Origin of the sequence: Mycolicibacterium alvei, assembly GCF_010727325.1 — a bacterium.
Taxonomy (GTDB): Bacteria; Actinomycetota; Actinomycetes; order Mycobacteriales; family Mycobacteriaceae; genus Mycobacterium; species Mycobacterium alvei.
This window is the reverse complement of the sequence record NZ_AP022565.1, coordinates 821,038-838,593: the sequence shown is the minus strand read 5'-3', so window position 1 is coordinate 838,593 and position 17,556 is coordinate 821,038. Positions and strand designations below refer to the sequence as shown.

Sequence of the window (17,556 nt, the reverse complement as noted above, 5' to 3'; positions counted from 1 at the left end):
CCCGAACCACTGGCGGCTGCGTCGTGTCAGACGGGGTGGTAGCCGAACAGCGCTCCGTAAAGCACCGCGCGTTCGTGCAGCGGGGGTTCGCTCCACTCCGGCGGTGCAGTGAGGCAACCGAGCAGCGGGCTGGGTGCGGCCGCTGTCTGCGGCTCGTTCCGCAGAATCACCTTCGTGAACTCCTCGATGAGCTGCAGTCCGGAGACCAAGAGCGTGACCCCCGCTGTGGCGAGGTCGGCGACCTTCATCGTGGTGGCGAAAGCGTCGGCGGGGTCGGCTTGCCACGCACCGAGCGAGTCGTAGTGAGCCTGGGTCAACCTGGTATCCACCGCGGTGCTGCCAGGTAGCAGTTCAGGCATCGCGTCCAGGTTCAGTGCGATGTTCCTGGTGCTGCCGTAACTGCGCCCGAGATGCTGGTTGACGGGCAGGATGCCGTCGTGGATGTGATTGCGGAGCACCTTGCACACCGTCGCATAGACGTGCAGCCGTTGAACATCGACGAGCAGGCCGGCGTCGTATTCCTTCTCCACGTGGTCCCTGATGTAGCCCTTTCCGTCCAAAGACTGGCGAAAGTTCTTCGGGTCACGCGTGGGATCGATGAGGAGAGGGTACCGACGCCCGTAGATATCGAAGGCCGCGGCGAGGTAGAGCAGTTCCCGGTCGAAAGCCTCGGCGGCGGTCTCGATTACGTCGGCCTCGTGGTGGTTGTTCAGCGGGTTGGAGAGCGCCGCGAGCATGTGGTCGAGTGCACGGGCTGCGCGAGTCAGGCGCACACGGATCGACTTGAGCGCCGTTACGGTTGCGCTGTCCGACTCCCGAGCGGCGAGTGCCTGGAAGATCTCGAAGTAGCGCATGTGCGACACCAAGCCCCAGTTGTAGAGGTTCTCGATGGTTCTGGTGGTCAATGTCGTCTCCCACGATCCAACATCGCCGGCGAGTGCTCCCCGCTGCACCCCGACAACGGGGTTGGCTGTCATGCGCAGATGGAGTCCGATCAATGCCACCGCGTCATCCGGAGTGACTGCCACGACCAGGTCGTTATCTGCAACGTCAGGCCGGCCCGCGGTCGGTGCGTTGGTAACGATGACGTCTATGTCGACCTTCGCGGCCACCGTGGCGTAGGCAGCCGCGTGGTGCCGCTGCGACAAGTTCAGCGGCTGCGCGCTGGCAGGTGCTGCTTGCGCGTCGGCGAGCTGATACGCGGGGAAGAACTCTGCCGTTCCCCGGGTGCGTCGCGTCTCGCTGTCAGCAGCGAACCCCACGCTGAAGGCCAACACCATCGGCCAGCTCTCAGGAACAGCAGTGAACCCAACTCGCACTGTCGTCGCCGTGGGCAACAGGGCGGCCCACGTGCTGGGCACTTCCTGGTCTTCCGGAAGCAGAAGCTGGACGTCGATCTCGTCTCGTGTTAGGTAACCAGCCAGGAGTCCGTCCGGGGGAGTCGGCACTGTGGTGACGTCGATGCCCAGTCGCAACTTGCGCGTCGCGGGGCGAAGCGGGAACAGCGGGGGGTGGTCATCGTCGTCCCTGACTGGTGGCCGCACGTACCGTATGAATCGCTCGTTGGGTTGCCCGCTGGGGAGGGTGATGGTCATGATCTCCAGCGTGTTGATCCTGCGAGTCTCTCTGCGGCTCCCCGGCCGGGCAGCCATTAAAGGCTCAGGAGGGCACTTGAGGAACGTCTGGGTCGATATTCATCGTCGTGCGCGGTCGACTCTCCACCTCTGACGGTCGACTCTTCCGAAAAGCCACTCCTGAGCCCCATTCACGATACTCCTCGTAACCGGTTTGTCGCGCGCATCGCGTCACATAATCGTCGACCCGACGTCGACGCTCGACTGTTCGTGCGCGCCTGCCACTAGAACGCTCGGATGCAGCAGATCTCACGTCGCCGACCCGAGCTGTCAGATCCAGTGCGACTCTCATCATTTCGCGGATTCGTGCACCGAGTTCGGCCCTTTTCCAGGATGACATGACAGTGACAGATAGCCGGGACGCATGTCGAGCGGTGGTAGACAATTTTCCCGCTACCCGGGATGACCGCGGAAAGGTGAGAGCGCCGGATACGTTGCGCAACAACATGCGAGTACCGGACAAGCAGATGTCGCTCACCGACCTGGTGGCCGGCCTACGCGGCCCGCGCCCGCGGCGGCTCGATACCGCGGCCATCTAGCGAGTGAGCCTGCGACCAGGGGACCGCGTGATCACCCCGAGCGGTGACAATCCGTGGGGCTATGCTCGCCGAATCTCCTTGATCTCTTGGACTCAGTGCGGGTTCGGACGGGCCAAAGAGAGATTCCCGCTGTGGGGGCGGTGCGGTCGAAAGTCGTCTGGTGCCAATGGGGGTTGGCCTTCGGCTTCGCAGCCGGGTTCGAGCAGCTCGGCGAAGATTGCCTGGCGGAACGGGTCTGCGGCGCCACCGGGGCTCAGCCCGGCGATGGCTTCGTGCAGTTGCGCGAGCGCGCTGGCGACGATGCGTGGCTGCGTTAGTTCAGCAGTGATGACGTGTCGGCGGTGCGACAGGATGATCTGGGTTACTGCGACGGCGTTGGGGTACCACGCGGCGACTTCGGCTGGTCCCAGTGGTTGGGCCTGTTGGGTGACTCCCAGTCGCGCCCATCGTGTGCTGATGTCGGGCGCACGCATGACTACAGGCCATCTCGCCCACAGCGACAAGCAACGGACTGCCGCGACGAAACTGGCGCGGACCGGTCCTCGTCCCCATTGCTTGATCAACCGTTGGTGCTGCAGGTTGGCGGTGACGATGTCGGGGCAGTTGTGCAGTGAAAATTGCGCTGTTGGTGTGCATTTGAGGTCGGGGCTGCCGATCCAACGCCGATGAGTGTGGCAGATGAGTTGTTGGTGGCAGGCGAACACGGTGACCAGTGTCGTGCGATCTCCGGTGCGGGCAGCCGCACAGTGCGTGCAGGCCGGGCGGGTGCCCGCACAGGCTGAGACCTGTCCGATGAGATGCGGCCACTTCTCGACGGTCGCCGTTGAACGCAGTTCTGGCAGTGCCGATGCCAGATGTCTCTCGGAGAGCCCGGTCAGGTGCGCCAACGTCGCACCAAAATGCAGTTGATGCGACAGTCCGGTAAGCCACTGCGGCCGCAGCAGGTTTCCATCGGTAAGTCGTTGCAGGTAGCTGACCAGCGTCTCGTTGGTCATCGGGGCTATCTGGACAGGCAGCCCACTGCCACGCAGCAAAGGTAGGACCGAATCATCATGCTCGATGAGCTTGAAAGAGCTAGTCGACATCGGCGGCTTCCAGGTCCACATCGTCGACGGCTACCGAGTCGAGAAGCTTGAGCGTGATGGCCTCCATCCCGAGGTCGATGGCGTCAGTGGCTGCGTCGATGACCAAGTCGGTGAGCGCCGCGATCGAGCCGTCGGTGCGGTGAAACAGATAGTCGGCGTTGCTCTCGAGCAGGCCTTCCTCGTGCAGCGGCAGCGGCAAGATCCGTTCGAGCGAGGCGACCAGCTCGATCCACTCTCTGTGATCGGCCTCATTCGACAGCACATAGTTGGCGAGGTTGACCGCCCGTGTTCGCTTGCGCCATTGCTCACCGTTCTCGCCGCTGAACAGCGGCGCCGTCTCCAAGGAGATGCCGGCGAACAGCATCGTGGCGTCGAGATTCTCGGCGAACGTCTTAATGTTGTCTGCGACTTCGGCGCCGGCGGCGCGGTCGGTGTTCAGACGCTGGACGTCATCGAGGATGACGAACTTCGTTCCGAGGCCTTTCAATAGTCGTGCGAGGTCCACGAGTCGCTCATCAGCGTTGCTACCCCGCAGCTCCCGTACACCGACAAAATCGGCGAGCCTGACCCAAAGTTTGTTTGTGGTCGTGGCGGTTGCGATCGTGGTGTAAACAACGGGAAGATAGGACCGATCGTTTCCTTTACCGCTGGCTCGGCGAAGCTCAGCGTCCAGGCGCTTGCCGGCAGCCATCACGTCGGTGGTTTTGCCGGTTCTCGGTTTGCCCGAGACCCTAATCCCGGGGCGCGCAACCCATTTCTCCACCCGCGACCTGCGCAGAAGCCGATGGGAGTGCTTGAGGATTCGGTTCAGGTCGCGGGTGGGAAACACCCGCTCCTCGTTGAGGTAGTCGATACGACGCTCGTTGTAGACGTCACGGGCTGACGGACTGAGGGCTTTGATTTCATCGATGGTCAAACGGGGGCGCTGCGAGTCAGGTGTCGGCTCATACATGCAGTACTCGCGCCACTCGTCTCTAGTTGTCGGCGATGCCACCTGATCACCACCCTTCCGACAAGCGCATGGGGCGCATCGGTTCTACACGACTGGCCGCAGGGGGCGTGATCGTTTCCGCAGCCGCCTCAGCTTGATCTGACTCAAGTTGCGGGTCTGGTTCCGGGGGACCGGCACGTAGCTCTTGGCGTGCCAGGTTGGCTCGGGCCGCGACGGTTTCGGTGCGGGTCAGGGGCCGGCGTCGGGGTTCTGGAGGGCCGCCGAGGAGTTGACGGTGGATATGCTCGGCGCGCTCGAGAACCTGCTTGTCGCTGATGTTGTTTCCTAGATCGTCTTTTATGGCGCGAAGGATGTCGACACCGAACGGGACTGACACAAATTTCGCGAGAACCCAACGGCATTCGATCCACCCGTTGTCTTTGACGGTCTGGTGACCGTCCTCGTCGTAGTCCAGTGACTCATCATGCACCCAGATCTGCAACAGGTTGTTGGGGTCGTAACGCACCTCCCACTGTCCGTTCTTCTTCTTGTTGGGCGACTTGCGTCGGCGCAGACGGTGAAACTCCGGCGAATCGTCGTTGTACGTCAAGTTCTTGAAGTTGATTCCGTATCGATTGATTCGTCTGAATGCGCATGGGTGCAGGCAGATCCACTCCTCGCGGGTCAGTATCCGAACCGGTGTCGGTGCTGACTGCGACAACGCGCGATATATGGCGTTGGGGGACAGCTGCATTCGGGGTGCGAACGCTGTCTGTGGGCCGACGTGTCGACGGTACTGGTAGACCATGATGACCCACTGGTCTAACAGCGCCTGCAGCAGCGGAAGCGGCCATACCGCATCCTTCTCCGGGTGGCGGCCACGATGGTTCACCGAGCGTCCCTTGTAGCCGGGAATCCATCTGACGAAGTCGTCGGCAATGGTTTTCAGCAGTCGCTCGATGTGTGGTTTCGCTGTCGGCGTGTATGGGGGTGCCAGACGATAATTGACACCGCGGGCTTCTGCAGCGCGTAGGAACGTATCCGAGACGAAGATCTTGCCGCGGTCAACGACCAGGCCACGCACATCGATGAGCGGCTTGTCCGCCAGCGCAGCATCGAGGTCCTCCTCCGAAGCCATCACGTCGGGTAGATAGCTGCGTGCGATCGCCATATTTTCTTTCCAGCCCGGTACCTTCTGTTGCGGTACTGCCGAATTGGCCCAGACCTCCATGACGTCGACGGTCTTGCAAGCGTTCACCCGCAGTATCGGGCACAGCACGGTGCCTGTGGCGACATCGATGCCCGCGGCCAGATCCACGGTGCCGGGATGGCCGTCGGCCATGAGCACCATGGCGTCGAGGGGAGTGGAGTCGACCTGGACTTCCTCGCCCGGGAACAGGGCGACAATCTTGCTGAAGGCGCGGTCTGGGCTGTTGGCGTGGCTGCGCCGTGCGGTGGCATCGCCGGTAATGTGCTCGCCACGGTCAAGCCTATCGAGCAGTTTGTACATGGAGGTCTTTTTCGGCATCTCAATGCCATCGTCGGTGAGGCGATGTTTTGCGATTTCGATGACCTGTTTCTTTGTCGGAGTTGACTTGTCGATGAAGTGGGTACGGACCGCGTCGAGGACTATCTCGATCCGCTGGTCGAAGCCGGATAACCGCACGTGGCCGGGCGTTCCGCGCAGATCCATGCAGCCCACGACGCCGCGCCTATTGAATCCGCTCCATTTGCGCCACATGGTCGCCATCGACACCGTGATACCGAGGTCGCGCAGCTGTCGGCGCTTATCCGATAGTCGCGCGGCGACGGTCGATGTCGGCTCGACTGGGGCGAGGATGCCTCGGTCTTGCAGGGATATTCCGTATTTCACTTCGAACATGTGCCCGTACCAGAATTCGGCGTCGGCGCGGCGTTGCGGTGACGCCAGGTCAAGCAGACGCTGATCAGCCACGCTGGGACCACCAGCATCGGGTCCAACGAAAGTGTCGTCGGAGGTCACCATCGCGGTTGGCAGGGTGAGTTCGCTACCGTCATCGAGACATTTCAGTTGCAGCGCCACAGCATCTCGGTCCCGTATCTGCCATGTCTGGCAGCGGAATTCGATGAGGTCGCCGACCTTAATTTCGATCATGATCGCACCACCGCGTTCCACGCGAGCAGATGGTTGAGGTCGATGTGCAGCTGCGCGGTCCACAACATGTGATAGACCGCGCACAGCAGCTGATCGTCGGGTAGGCCGGTGGCAGCACCGGCGGCATCGATCAGGGCGGCCAGTCGCACACCGTGGTCTCCGGCCTCCCGCACCCGTGACACGATCAGCGTGCGAGCACTCTCGGCGGGAGCGAACCGCGGATGATGGTATCCCGACAGCACGCGAAGATTGCGCTCCACCGGAGTGGTGATCGAAGTGAACTCCTCGTATTCCCAGCCGATTTCAGTGCAACACTGTCGTGTGAGGTCGTGTTGCTCGCGGTCTTTGTCGGTGATGCGCTCGGCAGGTTTGACATCGACGATAAGGACCGAGCCATCGCGGCGGCGCACGAAGAAGTCCGGTGCGTGGCGCACCGGTTTGGCGCCCCGCGGCCACAACAACCAGAACGGATTGGAGCTGACCGCGATCGCCTCACCCTGAAAATCGAGCACCATCAGCGCCGTCATCTCGAATCGAGATTCGAAATGCACGTGCGAGGACGATCGCGAAAACCAGTACCGGCCTTGATGAGAGCGTCTGCCGCGGTAGGCGGGGAAGACTCGGATCGGGGCTGATGCTTCGAAGCGGACCTGGCCGACCTCGGCGACGATGCGAGACCGAACCCGTCGACCCGTATCGGGATCGACGTACAAGATTTTCGTGTATGGCGCATCGTTGACGGGTAGCGCTGCCGGCTTTTTGGATCGGTGCGTGGTCATGGCCGCCGCCATGTCCACCGAACCCCACCCGGGGCACGCTGCGCAGACGCCCACACGGGCGCCGATAAGGGGTTGACAACTTGATCTGGGCACGCTGAAATAGCCATGTGTCCTCCTCTAACGGGGAGTGGGATGGGTGCGGTGCTAGACCGCATCGGAGAAGCCGGGTTGCCCCCCGGCTTTTCCAATTCTTAGGGTCAGTGACCTAGAAGTAGTCGCGAAATCGACTGTCAAGTACGAATCGGTGTCGAGCACCTCCTGTGATGGGAATGTGCGAACGCCGTTCAAGCCCGGTGAAAGGGGCCGACGGCCTGTCCCCGGCGCGATAAATATTCGGGGCAATCGCTAGTTCACCACACGCTAACCGTGCTCCACAAGAGCCCCAGCAATCTTGCCGCTCGCTCGAATACGCAAGCCACACAATCCTGAAACGCCGCAGGCGCACGTTCACGAATCTAGATCACCTGGCGATACCCGACGCACATGCGCGGCACAGCGATAGGTACGAACGAGAGTGAATAACCTTGGTAATCGATCCAATACAGGATTTCATTCGAATACGTCAGCTCATCGAACGGTCGAGCATCGACACATCGGCGCGAACACAAAAAGAAGCACGAATACGCAGCGACCGTGATCATCACAGGCCAAAAGGCGCGCAGTCAGCAAACGCTTGCCGTGGAGGTACGGTACATCAATATGGCATTAGCGTACCGACACGGCGACGCAGCTGTCAATGCATCGCACTACGAACACAACGAAGCGCCTAAGTTGGTGGGAAAGCGAGGAGGATCGAGGCGGTGGCGCGAGGCGTACGTGAGAAGGGCGGCTTCGACGGCTCGCGCCTGATGGCGGTCCGGAAAGACCTGGGGTGGACGCGCGCTGAGTTAGCGAGGCGGTTGAACACCGGATGGGACGTGGTCTTGCAGTGGGAGACTGGCCAATGCCAACCCAGACCACGAAGCGTCCCTACGATCGCCGCAGCCGTCGGGGTCGCGGTCGCCGACCTCTACGGCACTGCCGAGGGCGCCGAGACTCTCGCTGAACGGCGAGTGGTCGCAGGGCTCAATCAAACCGACGTCGCCAAGGTGTTAGGGGTCAACCGGGCGACCATCTCGCAGTGGGAACGCGGTTCGCGGCCCGTACCCGACAAGTACCGCCACGCGTACCACCGCCTCCTGGGCCTGGTCGACGGCGACGACGCGAACCCGAGCTCGAGCACTGACGAAGAATCTGGATCGGCCTCCACAGACGTGCCCACAGGTCGCCCGGCGCCGGCTAGCAGACTCAGCCGTGAATCCACGACTCAGGTGGCGCACCTCATCGTCATCAGCGATCTCGAGTTTTCCGACGACAAGTTCGTCGCCCCGGGCAATCACCCCAAGAATTGGCGCGTCTATTCGCCCCAGGGGGTAGGGGTAAACAAGACGATTACCGATCTCGACCAGCTGATGGAGGAAGCAGCCACCCAATTGGCCCGGCGTGGCTATAGCCAACTGTGTATCCATAGTGAGCAGCGCGTCATCATCGACGATGAGCCGGTCCGAGTCGTTCGTGTTCAAACCAGTCCGCCGAGCGACGCCCGGCTGCACCAGAGTCGAGTCTTCCTCTCCCACTTCACCCCTGACTTCTACTTCCAAGGAATCGGTGAGGATCTTCAGGAGAAGGCAGAAATCAGGAAGGAATTCGAACGGATCTTTCCCGGATCGGTGACCGGGGAGACGTTGTTCGTGGTGGCCGAACCGACTGATTCGTACGGTTGGCTTCAAGACCAGACACTTCCGTACACTCCTTACACGATTGTGTGCTACCGGCCTGCCACCAATCGACCATTTTTCGCCGCCATCCACTACGACCACGCCAGCGTGAACACGAATGTAGGACTGGTGCCATTGGATGATCTGGGGATCACACGCAACACCACGATCAGTGAGATTGCCGATCGGCTCGATCGTCACTTTCAAAAGTAGGTCGGTCGCTGACGCTCATCCCTTTGACGGGGTCGGGAGCCCGCGTTGAGGTGCGACGGATGGCCAGGACGGCGAAACCGCGCCGCCGAGGAACACTGCGCCGCCTGCAGCATCGGTTCACCTCAATGAAGTGTGCTGTCGTACTCGCCTTGCGACGCGCGTTTGGCTGCTCTCCACAGGGAGCGCGCTGGGTTGTGCCGATGAGGTCAGCCCGACGTCTGGATCCTCGTGCCGTCCTGGGATCCGCCTTCGACTGATGCGACGCAGCGCAAGCGCCAGGCTATATCGCTACTGCACGGTGCAAGCTGTTCTCCGGATCATCCTTTGACCGGCTGCTGAGCTATCACAGGCGGGTTTCGCGGCAGATCGTCACGACGCAGGTTTCCGGGATAGCACGGAGAGGCACCAATCACGCTCGGCGGGTAGTTGGCCGGATACGCCGCCGTGATCTGAAGGATGTAACCGTCTGGCGCATATCCGAAGCGGTTCGGCTTGTCATATCCGTCGCGCTCAATGACTTGCCACCCCCAGCTTTTCCACAGTTCGCCAACTTGCTCAACAAGCGCGTTGTAATTGTCCTGCGGAGGCATTTGTATATCGCGCCAATCGGAGAATCTGACCGGCGCATCAGGGCCGCTGGGATCATCGTCGCAGTAGCGAGTGTCGCCCCCGACAACGTATCTAGTGCCATCCAGAGTGCTTCCCGGCGGCAAGGCGTTGACGGTCTGCTGCAGATAGCGCAGAACGGTGTCCTGGGCTTCCTGTTGACTGGCCGGGATCTTCGGCGAGGGCGCGACAGGCGTCGGTTCCATTGGGCCTCCTGGAATCAGGGTAGTGCCGGATGGTTTCTGGGCGCTGGGCGATGCATCCGGCGGCGTGTTCGACGAGCAAGCGGCCATCAGCGCGCACACGGCCGCGGCGACTAGAAACTGTTTCGGTGAGGGCATGGGATCTCAGGGGTTGAATGTTGGTGGAGTGACGTCGGTTCTGCCGGCGATGATACGGCCCATATTGATCAAGGCCGGATTGCTCGCGTTGTCCCAGTAGCTGCTGTGCGCCTCAACGGAAGGCAAGCCGAATGGCCAAGGTTTGCCGGGAGATGCCTCGAACGGGATTCCGCCGAACTTGCTCATCATCGGATCGGGTCCAAGCGTCAACCCTGTGACTGATCCGATGATGTCGTTCTGAGCACGGGTTGCGAACACGTTCGAATCTGAGGGCAGGTTGAGATCTCCTGCATGTCCGGCAAGTACTCCCGGGCTGCCCACGGCAACAACGTTGTTGGCATCCAAGAACCCGTCAAGACCGGCCGCACCCATCAAAGTTGACCCGTAGCTGTGCCCAATGACTGTGTTTGTGGAGGGACCACCCGCCGACATGTCATCGTGGGAGGCACGCATGCCACCCTGGAAGCCCTCAAGTGCAGCAGCCCCGTCGTGGGCGGGGCTGGTAGATCCTGCCTGAAAGACATTCATCGGCCGGTCATAGTCCATCCACGTAGTTACCGATACGTCACCGGGCCGCAGCGACCGGTCCGCGCTCATCGTCGCCTCATACATCGCTTTGGACTTCTCTGTGCTGTACTCCAGACGGGATACGTCTTGACCGGTCCCCGGCACGAAGGTGGCGTTGCGTTTCGCCTCGTCCGGGTTGTTGATGGATACAGCGGCGTGGCCCTTGTCGTCGAGGACGCCGAGGAACCTAGGGAGCCCATCTTTGCTCGAATCGAGCGCCTGCCGCACCTGGCCGTACTCAGTCTGCGACTTATTCGCGTTGTCCCACTCGGCTTTCCATCGCTTCCACTCTGACCTTCCCTTGTTGGTCGGGTAGTTGCCGGCCGCCCAGTCTGGATGTTGAGCGCGCAGACGATCGAGCTCCGCCTTATTCGCATGCTCCAATTCGCCCAGATGCCGTACGTTGAATCCGTTGCGTTCATCAAACGGCATTCCGTCACTGTTGCCCACGAAATGATCCCGTTGGTAAAGCCACTCCTTTTCCTCGGGGGTCAGCTGCTCCCACAGGTCATTGAACGCTTGAGGATCTTGGGGCAGCGGCTTGGACAGCGCCTCTTGTATTTCCGGCCGATTGTCATGGGGCGCATCGGGAATCGGCGACTCGCCGGTAGCCATCTTGATCGCATCGGTCAATCGCTGATCGACTGCGTTGGCATCGGCCAGCACTGCGTTGAGCTCGGGTTGGAGCTCCAACAGCGCCGTGATCATCTGCGAGCCGTTGATCGTAGACCCAGGCGCACGGTCGAACGAGTTGGTCGCCGGGTTTAGTGCCATCCCCAGCTTTTCGGCCTTAGCGCGCAGGTTGGCCAACCTATTCTGGACCGCCTCAATACCGCTGGCGGCCTGATCCGCGGCACGCGCTACTGCGATCGACTCATTGCCATGCTTGTCGAGATCTCTGCGCTGCTGCTCGTTCGCCCTACGGGCGGCGTCAGACGCGTCGCCGCCCCACTGCTCAAACGCAGGGAGGCGTGCAATGCCATCGTTCGCCTCACGAGCAGCGTCGGCGCGGCTTTGCGCAGCGTGGAACACTTCCCGGACATCGCCAGCACTCCAACGATCAATATCAGCGATTGTCAGGGACACGTCACGTGGGCTTCACAGCTGGGAGACAGGGTTGGCCTCGTTGCCAGCAGTCTTGATGGTGCAGGCTGCACGAGCATCTGTCTCCCGGTAGGCCGTAGCTGCCGACCGGAATGCCTGACCATGCTTGGTCAGCTGCTCGACCAACGCAGTGCTGTCGGACCGCCACTTCGTGACCAGACCTTTTAACGCGACCCCCGAACGCCCCACCTGACCGGCCTGCGCGGCTTCCATGCGGCCATGCGCCGATTCGTGGCTGGACTTCAGATCAGTGACCAAACGGTCGATCCGGTTAGCTGAGTCCGAAAGATCATCCGGATCAACCCTCAGCCCCTGAGAAGACGAAGGCTGAGCCTTCGAAACCTGCGGCATCCATTCCCCCGATCCGACGCGCACAAGTCAGCAAACGCACTGACGGACTCAACCTACCCCGGGTTTGCCAGGCGCAACAACACCAATCCTATTCTGTTGGCGGGCCGGCCTGAGGTGAGCCGTTCGTCGTGGTGGCCGCCAGCGCCTTGGCGCAAACCAAGAGCAAGCGGAAATACGTACCACTGATTGCACCACAGAGCCGGCTCCTCTGTTGCGCCTCTCAAGTTCAGATGCCGGGGACAGGGCATACTGCCGCAACGTCGGCAGCGAGTTCATACATGCGGTTTTGTGCTGCAGCTGTGCGCGTTTCGGTTCCTGCGGCAGTGACGTAGCGCTGGGATGTGGTCATTGATTCGTGGCCCAGCAGCTTCATCAATGTGTAGACGCTGACATTTGCGTTGGCCAATTCGGTGGCGAAAGTATGTCGCAACCCGTGCACCATCGCCCCGGGTACCGGCTGGGCATCGGGACCGGCAAGCTTGAAAGCACGCTTGATGCGTGACTGCACCGTTCCCCGTGTGATGCGCTGGCCGTCTCGCCCAACAAAAAGAGGTGAACGTGCCGGCCACCGAGAAAGACCGCCGACCGTGGGTCTAGCCTGACCTTTGACGGTGTCAGGGAATCGCGTCGCCCTGCTGTCGAGATAGGCTTCGATCACTCTCAACAAGTCGGCTTCTACCGGTACCGACCGATCCTTGCCGCCCTTGCCTTTCACGTGGATGATCCCGGCACCGTCGTCGACGGTGCGCACGTCGCCGACATCGGCCTGGCGCAGTTCCTCTGCCCGCAAGCCTGCCAACAACGACGTGAGGATTATCGCGAGATCCCTTTCTGCCCAATCTGTTTGACGTTTCGAGTCCGCGCCATCTGCGACAGCTTGCAGCAACGCGCCGACGGCGGTGTGGGGGAGCGCCTTGGGTAGCGACCGCGCGAGTTTTGGTCGACCGACCAACGCCATGGGATTCGCAGTCAGCAGTTCAGAAGTGAACAGGAATGTGCACAGCACATTCCAGGTGGACCAGCATCGCCGGATCGAAGCGGCTTCATGGTCGCGCGCATAGGCGGCGAACACGGCACGCATCGATTCTTTCGTTATGTCAGATACGGCGAGTCGAGCTGGATCGCCGCCGGTGGCCAGCGTGGCGATCGCAACGAAGTCCTGGCGGTACGCCTTCATCGTGTGTGCGGATGGTTTGCGGGTCTGCCGATCATTGAGGAACTCAACAAACCAGACCGGAAGCGGATCGGCAGATGCCTCAGTCGTCGCTACAGGGGCAGGCGACTTAGGCGAGGATTCGCGGCTGACGACCATGTCTCAACGCTCACGCAAGAATGATGGATAATCAACATTATCCATCAAAAGTGGGTAATCCGGTGCGGGGCAGTGACTTTACCGTTATAGCGAGCAGGGGAGAAGTGTCACGGTGACAAAAGTGTGCGGTGAGCACACGCATATAATGTGACCGTGACTGGTGAGACTGCCGACCACGAACCTGGCGCCTTTGCAGCAGAACTAGCCGAGCTGCTGCACAACAGCAGCCTGTCAGCCAAAGATCAACGAGCGGTGCGCGACGCCATCGTCGACAGCATGCTCGCAGACGCGATACCTGACCGCGAATCCACACAACGGCTGATCGAACTCGCCGCCGGCCGAATCACCATCGACGAATACACAAGCCAGGTACTCAAAGCAGCTGACGCCGCCGGCAACACGGTCACCTCATCGGGCCCGCCTCATCGCCAGTTCGGCCAGCTGCCCAACCTCGTCGCGCCCGACAACTTCGATGACCCGTTTCCAGAACCGGAAAACCCAGCGCAGGAAGGCAATTCCGCCACCTAAGTCTCCATCAGATACATCCAGCCACACCACGCAGTTACGTCACTGTGACGATTACGTCAGGCATCGCGGACCTCGAACCCGTTGCGCGGGGACACATATCCGGCACTCTCAGATAATCGCGGACGATCCGAAACGCTCAGTCCGACACTGTCAGATCATCGCGGATTCAGCGGTCGTCGCGGTGGTCGAGTGACCACCGCGACCTAGAAACACCGAACACGCTGCAACAACAGAACTCTCAGATGGTTCCGGAAAACAGGGCAGAATCGGATCACTCTCATGTTTTCCCGGATTACTCTCAACTGGTTCCGGATCGGACATCGGACAACTGCGCAGCGGCCAGCTGCGGCTCACCTATACCCACGCCAGTTATGTACCGATAAGCTACATTATGTTAAGTGAACCACTGCATATTGCATCGGATGAATCAACTCCTCGCCGCTTGCCGACCACCACTCCTCCCGTGGTTTTCGGCTGCGTTGCAAGACTTTCCGACCGACATCCGTGCGGTGCCGACTTGTGTCGGCTGCAATGCCCGCTGCGCCCGTGGCCGTTCCGTCGACACGCTGACCTGGGGTCTTGACTTGATGATGCAACAGATGAATCATTGATTCATCTGTTGATACCAGACGGCGGGAGTTTCGGGTGGCAGTCGACGACGTCGGACGTGCGTATCTCGTTGACGCGGTCCGGCCCCTGCACCCCGAAGAACAAACAGTCGCCGAAATGCTCCAAGGCTGGCGCAACCAGCAGCTCAGCCGCAATCTGCAGTTCGAGACTATCGACGCCCGCATCAAGCAGGTGCAGCGCTTCATCGAGCACTCGAACGAGTTCCCATGGACCTGGACCGTCGCCATGGTCGACGAGTTCTTCGGCGATCTCCGCAGTATCCACAAACTCGCCCAATCGTCGATCCGTTCGTATCAGGTCGGCCTGCGACAGTTCTGCTCCTATGTCAGCAATCCAGACTACGGCTGGGACCGCGTCTGCGAAGCACTGTTCGGGACCCACCCATCCCAGGTCTTCTTCGACTGGAACACCGCACGACACGTCCAGGAGAACGAGGCCCAACCCGAGAAACGCGCATTCACCAAGCGCGAACTTCAAGACTTCTTCGATCATGCCGACGAGCAGGTATCTGCCGTCGTAGCTTCGGGCAGAAAGGGTTGGCTGCCCGCGTACCGCGACGCCGTGATGTTCAAGATCGCCTACTCGTATGGGTTGCGGTTCAACGAACTGGCCCACCTGCAGACGGTCGACTTCGCAAGGAACCCCCACGCTAAGGAGTTCGGAAAGTTCGGACTGGTTCATGTGCGATACGGCAAAGCGAAGAAGGGCTCCCCGCCGAAGCGGCGCAGCGTCCTGACAGTCTTCGACTGGACGCCCGAGGTGCTGGTCGACTGGCTGGAAAATGGTCAACACCATATGGACGATGGGATCGACCTGTTCCCCAGCGAACGCGGGAATCTCGTCTCGGAAACCACACTCATCAGGCGGTTCCGCCGCTACTGTGACGATCTCGACCTATCGCCCGGCCTCGATCTCCACTCGTTCCGACGGTCCTATGCAACGCATTTGCTCGAAGCCGGCTGGGATGCGATGTTCGTTCAGCACCAAATGGGTCATGAGCACGCGTCGACCACAGCGATCTATAGCTGTGTCAGCAGCGATTACCGCACCCGGACGCTGCGAAATGCGCTCGACGCCACCATCGCCGCAGCGCTTCAGCCGAAACAGAACGGCGGCGCCGGATGAAACGCGATGTCGATTACCAATGGCGCCTCGCCGAGCTCATGGCGGGTAACCAGATGCACAACAGCACCGACCTCATACCACGGCTGAACGAACGCGGCATCACGCTGTCAAGGCCACAGGTCTACCGACTCGTCCACCAGCGACCCGAACGAGTTTCCCTGAAGCTCATCGCCGCACTCTGCGACATCTTCGACTGCGGCCCAGACGATCTCGTCACTGTTACTGCTGCGGACGCCCGAAAGAAGGCCGCCAGCGCTGGCCGAGAGAACGTCGTCGAACTGAACAAGGCCATCCGCCCCAAACGTGCTCGGATCCTCAGCGATGACGATTGAACCGCAGCGCCGGAGCACCGTTCGCGGACGACCCAAAGTCACCGACGGATCAATGGAGTGTGCTCGTTGCCACCGCGAGATGCGGCGTACGGCAGCAACATGGCCAGACGGCCGCATCTGCAATTCCTGCTACTACGAAGCAACCAACCTCTACGGCGACTGCCCCAGCTGCGGATTCCACCGCCTCTTGCCGGGTCGACTGGACATCGGCGATCAAGCGGTGTGTCGAGACTGCGCACGTATCCGCCAGAACTTCTACTGCACGTCGTGCAACGAGGAGCGGCGACCCTACCGCGGCAACGTATGCGCACGTTGCAGCCTCCGCGAAGACCTTGAGCTGGCGTTCCTCCACTCGGACTCCCCCGCGAGCTTCACACAACTCATCGACGCCCTGTGCGCAGCCGATCGCGCCGAGAGCATCATCACGTGGAAACGATCGGACAAGGTTCAAGGACTCCTACGCTCCCTCGGAGATGGCACCACTCCCCTCACCCACGACGGCCTGGACCAGTACGAGCCCGCGGGCCGGCACGTCGACCACCTACGGGCCATCCTGCAGCACCATGACGTAATTACCGCACGTGACAAGTATCTCGCCTACTTCGAGCGGTGGATCGAAGACAAGCTGCGCCCGGTGTCTGACGCCGAGATAGCGCAGCCGATAAGGCAATTCGCTACTTGGCACCACCTCAAACGTATCAACGAGTTGGCACTCGCCGGGAAGCCGACGCGCGGACCCGTTCACGCCTCGAAGCAGGACATCACTGAGGCACTGAAGTTCCTCGAGTGGCTTCGAACTGAACATGGCCGAACGATCGCCGACTGCACACAGCAAGACGTGGACCTCTGGGTCGCAGGGGGTCCGACCACACGGCACCTCATCCGGACATTCATCATCTGGTGCAAAAAGATGCGGGTCAACCGATCAATTACGCTCGGACATCGACAGGCCAAGACCGTTCGGGTTCTCACGCAAGATCAGCGGCTCGAGTGGATTCGAGAGCTTCTGTCCGGCGACAGCGAATCGCTCCCCTACCGCGTCGCCGGAACCCTGCTACTCCTCTACGCCCAGCCACTCGTGAAGGTCGCATCAATACCGATGAGCAAGGTGCTTGTCTCTCCAGACGGACTATCGCTCGAACTCGGCGTTACTCCCTCGCCCGTTCCTGAGCCATTCGCTGAACTGCTCAAGAGCCACGTCATCAACAGGCCAAACCTTCGCACAGCAGGAGCAGACAATCCCTGGCTGTTTCCGGGTTATCGACCTGGCGAGCACTTACACCCCAACACGCTGATGGATCGTCTTCGATGGCTAGGTATGGACCTACTGGGCGCTCGCAACGCTGCGCTGCGCGAACTCGTCACCCAGGTACCACCGCCGTTCGTGTCTGAGATGCTTGGTTACAGCGACCAAATTGTAATTCGACACGCTTCAGCCGTCTCCGCCCAATGGGATCGTTATGCCTCAGGGCGGGGCAACCGGCGTCCCATTGGGGCCGCTTCGCGTTACCCGGGACGGCAGCAGTCGGATCCCGAGTAGGCTGTGCATGCAAGGATACCCTTGCAACGTCTGGGTTGGTTGAGCGGA

14 protein-coding genes are annotated in these 17,556 nt (G+C 61.0%); 5 read left to right on the top strand and 9 right to left on the bottom strand.

What is annotated here, in order from left to right; translation table 11 throughout:
- Positions 1-26 precede the first annotated feature (26 nt).
- From G6N44_RS04000 to G6N44_RS03980, 5 genes are all read right to left on the bottom strand, one after another.
- Complete coding sequence (locus tag G6N44_RS04000; RefSeq protein ID WP_179964475.1) at positions 27-1,595, bottom strand: hypothetical protein; 1,569 nt, start codon at positions 1,593-1,595, stop codon at positions 27-29.
- 670 nt (positions 1,596-2,265) lie between these two features.
- Positions 2,266-3,168: a hypothetical protein gene (locus G6N44_RS03995; RefSeq protein WP_163661308.1), complete on the bottom strand. Its 903-nt coding sequence runs from the start codon at positions 3,166-3,168 to the stop codon at positions 2,266-2,268.
- Between the two features lie 79 nt (positions 3,169-3,247).
- Positions 3,248-4,252, bottom strand: coding sequence for a TniB family NTP-binding protein (locus tag G6N44_RS03990; RefSeq protein ID WP_163661306.1), 1,005 nt, complete (start codon positions 4,250-4,252; stop codon positions 3,248-3,250).
- Positions 4,253-4,256: 4 nt separating this feature from the next.
- Positions 4,257-6,323 (bottom strand): Mu transposase C-terminal domain-containing protein, encoded by a 2,067-nt coding sequence (locus G6N44_RS03985; RefSeq protein ID WP_163661304.1) that lies wholly within the window; start codon positions 6,321-6,323, stop codon positions 4,257-4,259.
- Positions 6,320-7,102, bottom strand: a complete 783-nt coding sequence (locus G6N44_RS03980) for a TnsA-like heteromeric transposase endonuclease subunit (RefSeq protein WP_163661302.1) — start codon at positions 7,100-7,102, stop codon at positions 6,320-6,322. Before G6N44_RS03980 ends, G6N44_RS03985 begins: the two co-directional genes overlap by 4 nt.
- Positions 7,103-7,902: 800 nt before the next feature.
- Between G6N44_RS03980 and G6N44_RS03975 the strand changes: the two genes are divergently transcribed.
- Positions 7,903-9,072, top strand: a complete 1,170-nt coding sequence (locus G6N44_RS03975; RefSeq protein WP_163661300.1) for a helix-turn-helix domain-containing protein — start codon at positions 7,903-7,905, stop codon at positions 9,070-9,072.
- 317 nt (positions 9,073-9,389) lie between these two features.
- Here G6N44_RS03975 and G6N44_RS03970 read toward each other — a convergent pair whose 3' ends face one another.
- The 4 genes from G6N44_RS03970 to G6N44_RS03955 form a co-directional block, all read right to left on the bottom strand.
- The gene (locus G6N44_RS03970) at positions 9,390-9,884 is read right to left on the bottom strand and encodes a hypothetical protein (RefSeq protein WP_163661298.1); all 495 of its coding nucleotides are present in this window, start codon (positions 9,882-9,884) and stop codon (positions 9,390-9,392) included.
- A 141-nt stretch (positions 9,885-10,025) separates the two neighbouring features.
- Entirely contained in the window at positions 10,026-11,672 is a 1,647-nt protein-coding gene (locus tag G6N44_RS03965) for an Rv0964c family protein (protein ID WP_163661297.1), read from the bottom strand.
- A 12-nt stretch (positions 11,673-11,684) separates the two neighbouring features.
- Positions 11,685-12,041 (bottom strand): WXG100 family type VII secretion target, encoded by a 357-nt coding sequence (locus G6N44_RS03960; protein WP_163661295.1) that lies wholly within the window; start codon positions 12,039-12,041, stop codon positions 11,685-11,687.
- Positions 12,042-12,267: 226 nt separating this feature from the next.
- Positions 12,268-13,353 (bottom strand): tyrosine-type recombinase/integrase, encoded by a 1,086-nt coding sequence (locus G6N44_RS03955; protein ID WP_163661293.1) that lies wholly within the window; start codon positions 13,351-13,353, stop codon positions 12,268-12,270.
- A gap of 153 nt (positions 13,354-13,506) precedes the next feature.
- On the opposite strand from G6N44_RS03955, the gene G6N44_RS29385 reads away from it, so the two are divergent.
- The 4 genes from G6N44_RS29385 to G6N44_RS03935 all read left to right on the top strand — a co-directional run bounded on the left by G6N44_RS29385 (position 13,507) and on the right by G6N44_RS03935 (position 17,508).
- Entirely contained in the window at positions 13,507-13,881 is a 375-nt protein-coding gene (locus tag G6N44_RS29385; protein WP_235682939.1) for a hypothetical protein, read from the top strand.
- A 645-nt stretch (positions 13,882-14,526) separates the two neighbouring features.
- Positions 14,527-15,636, top strand: a complete 1,110-nt coding sequence (locus G6N44_RS03945) for a tyrosine-type recombinase/integrase (protein WP_163661291.1) — start codon at positions 14,527-14,529, stop codon at positions 15,634-15,636.
- Entirely contained in the window at positions 15,633-15,968 is a 336-nt protein-coding gene (locus G6N44_RS03940) for a helix-turn-helix domain-containing protein (RefSeq protein WP_065070328.1), read from the top strand. Before G6N44_RS03945 ends, G6N44_RS03940 begins: the two co-directional genes overlap by 4 nt.
- Positions 15,958-17,508 (top strand): site-specific integrase, encoded by a 1,551-nt coding sequence (locus G6N44_RS03935; RefSeq protein ID WP_235682938.1) that lies wholly within the window; start codon positions 15,958-15,960, stop codon positions 17,506-17,508. The genes G6N44_RS03940 and G6N44_RS03935 overlap by 11 nt, the downstream gene beginning before the upstream one ends.
- Positions 17,509-17,556: the final 48 nt, after the last annotated feature.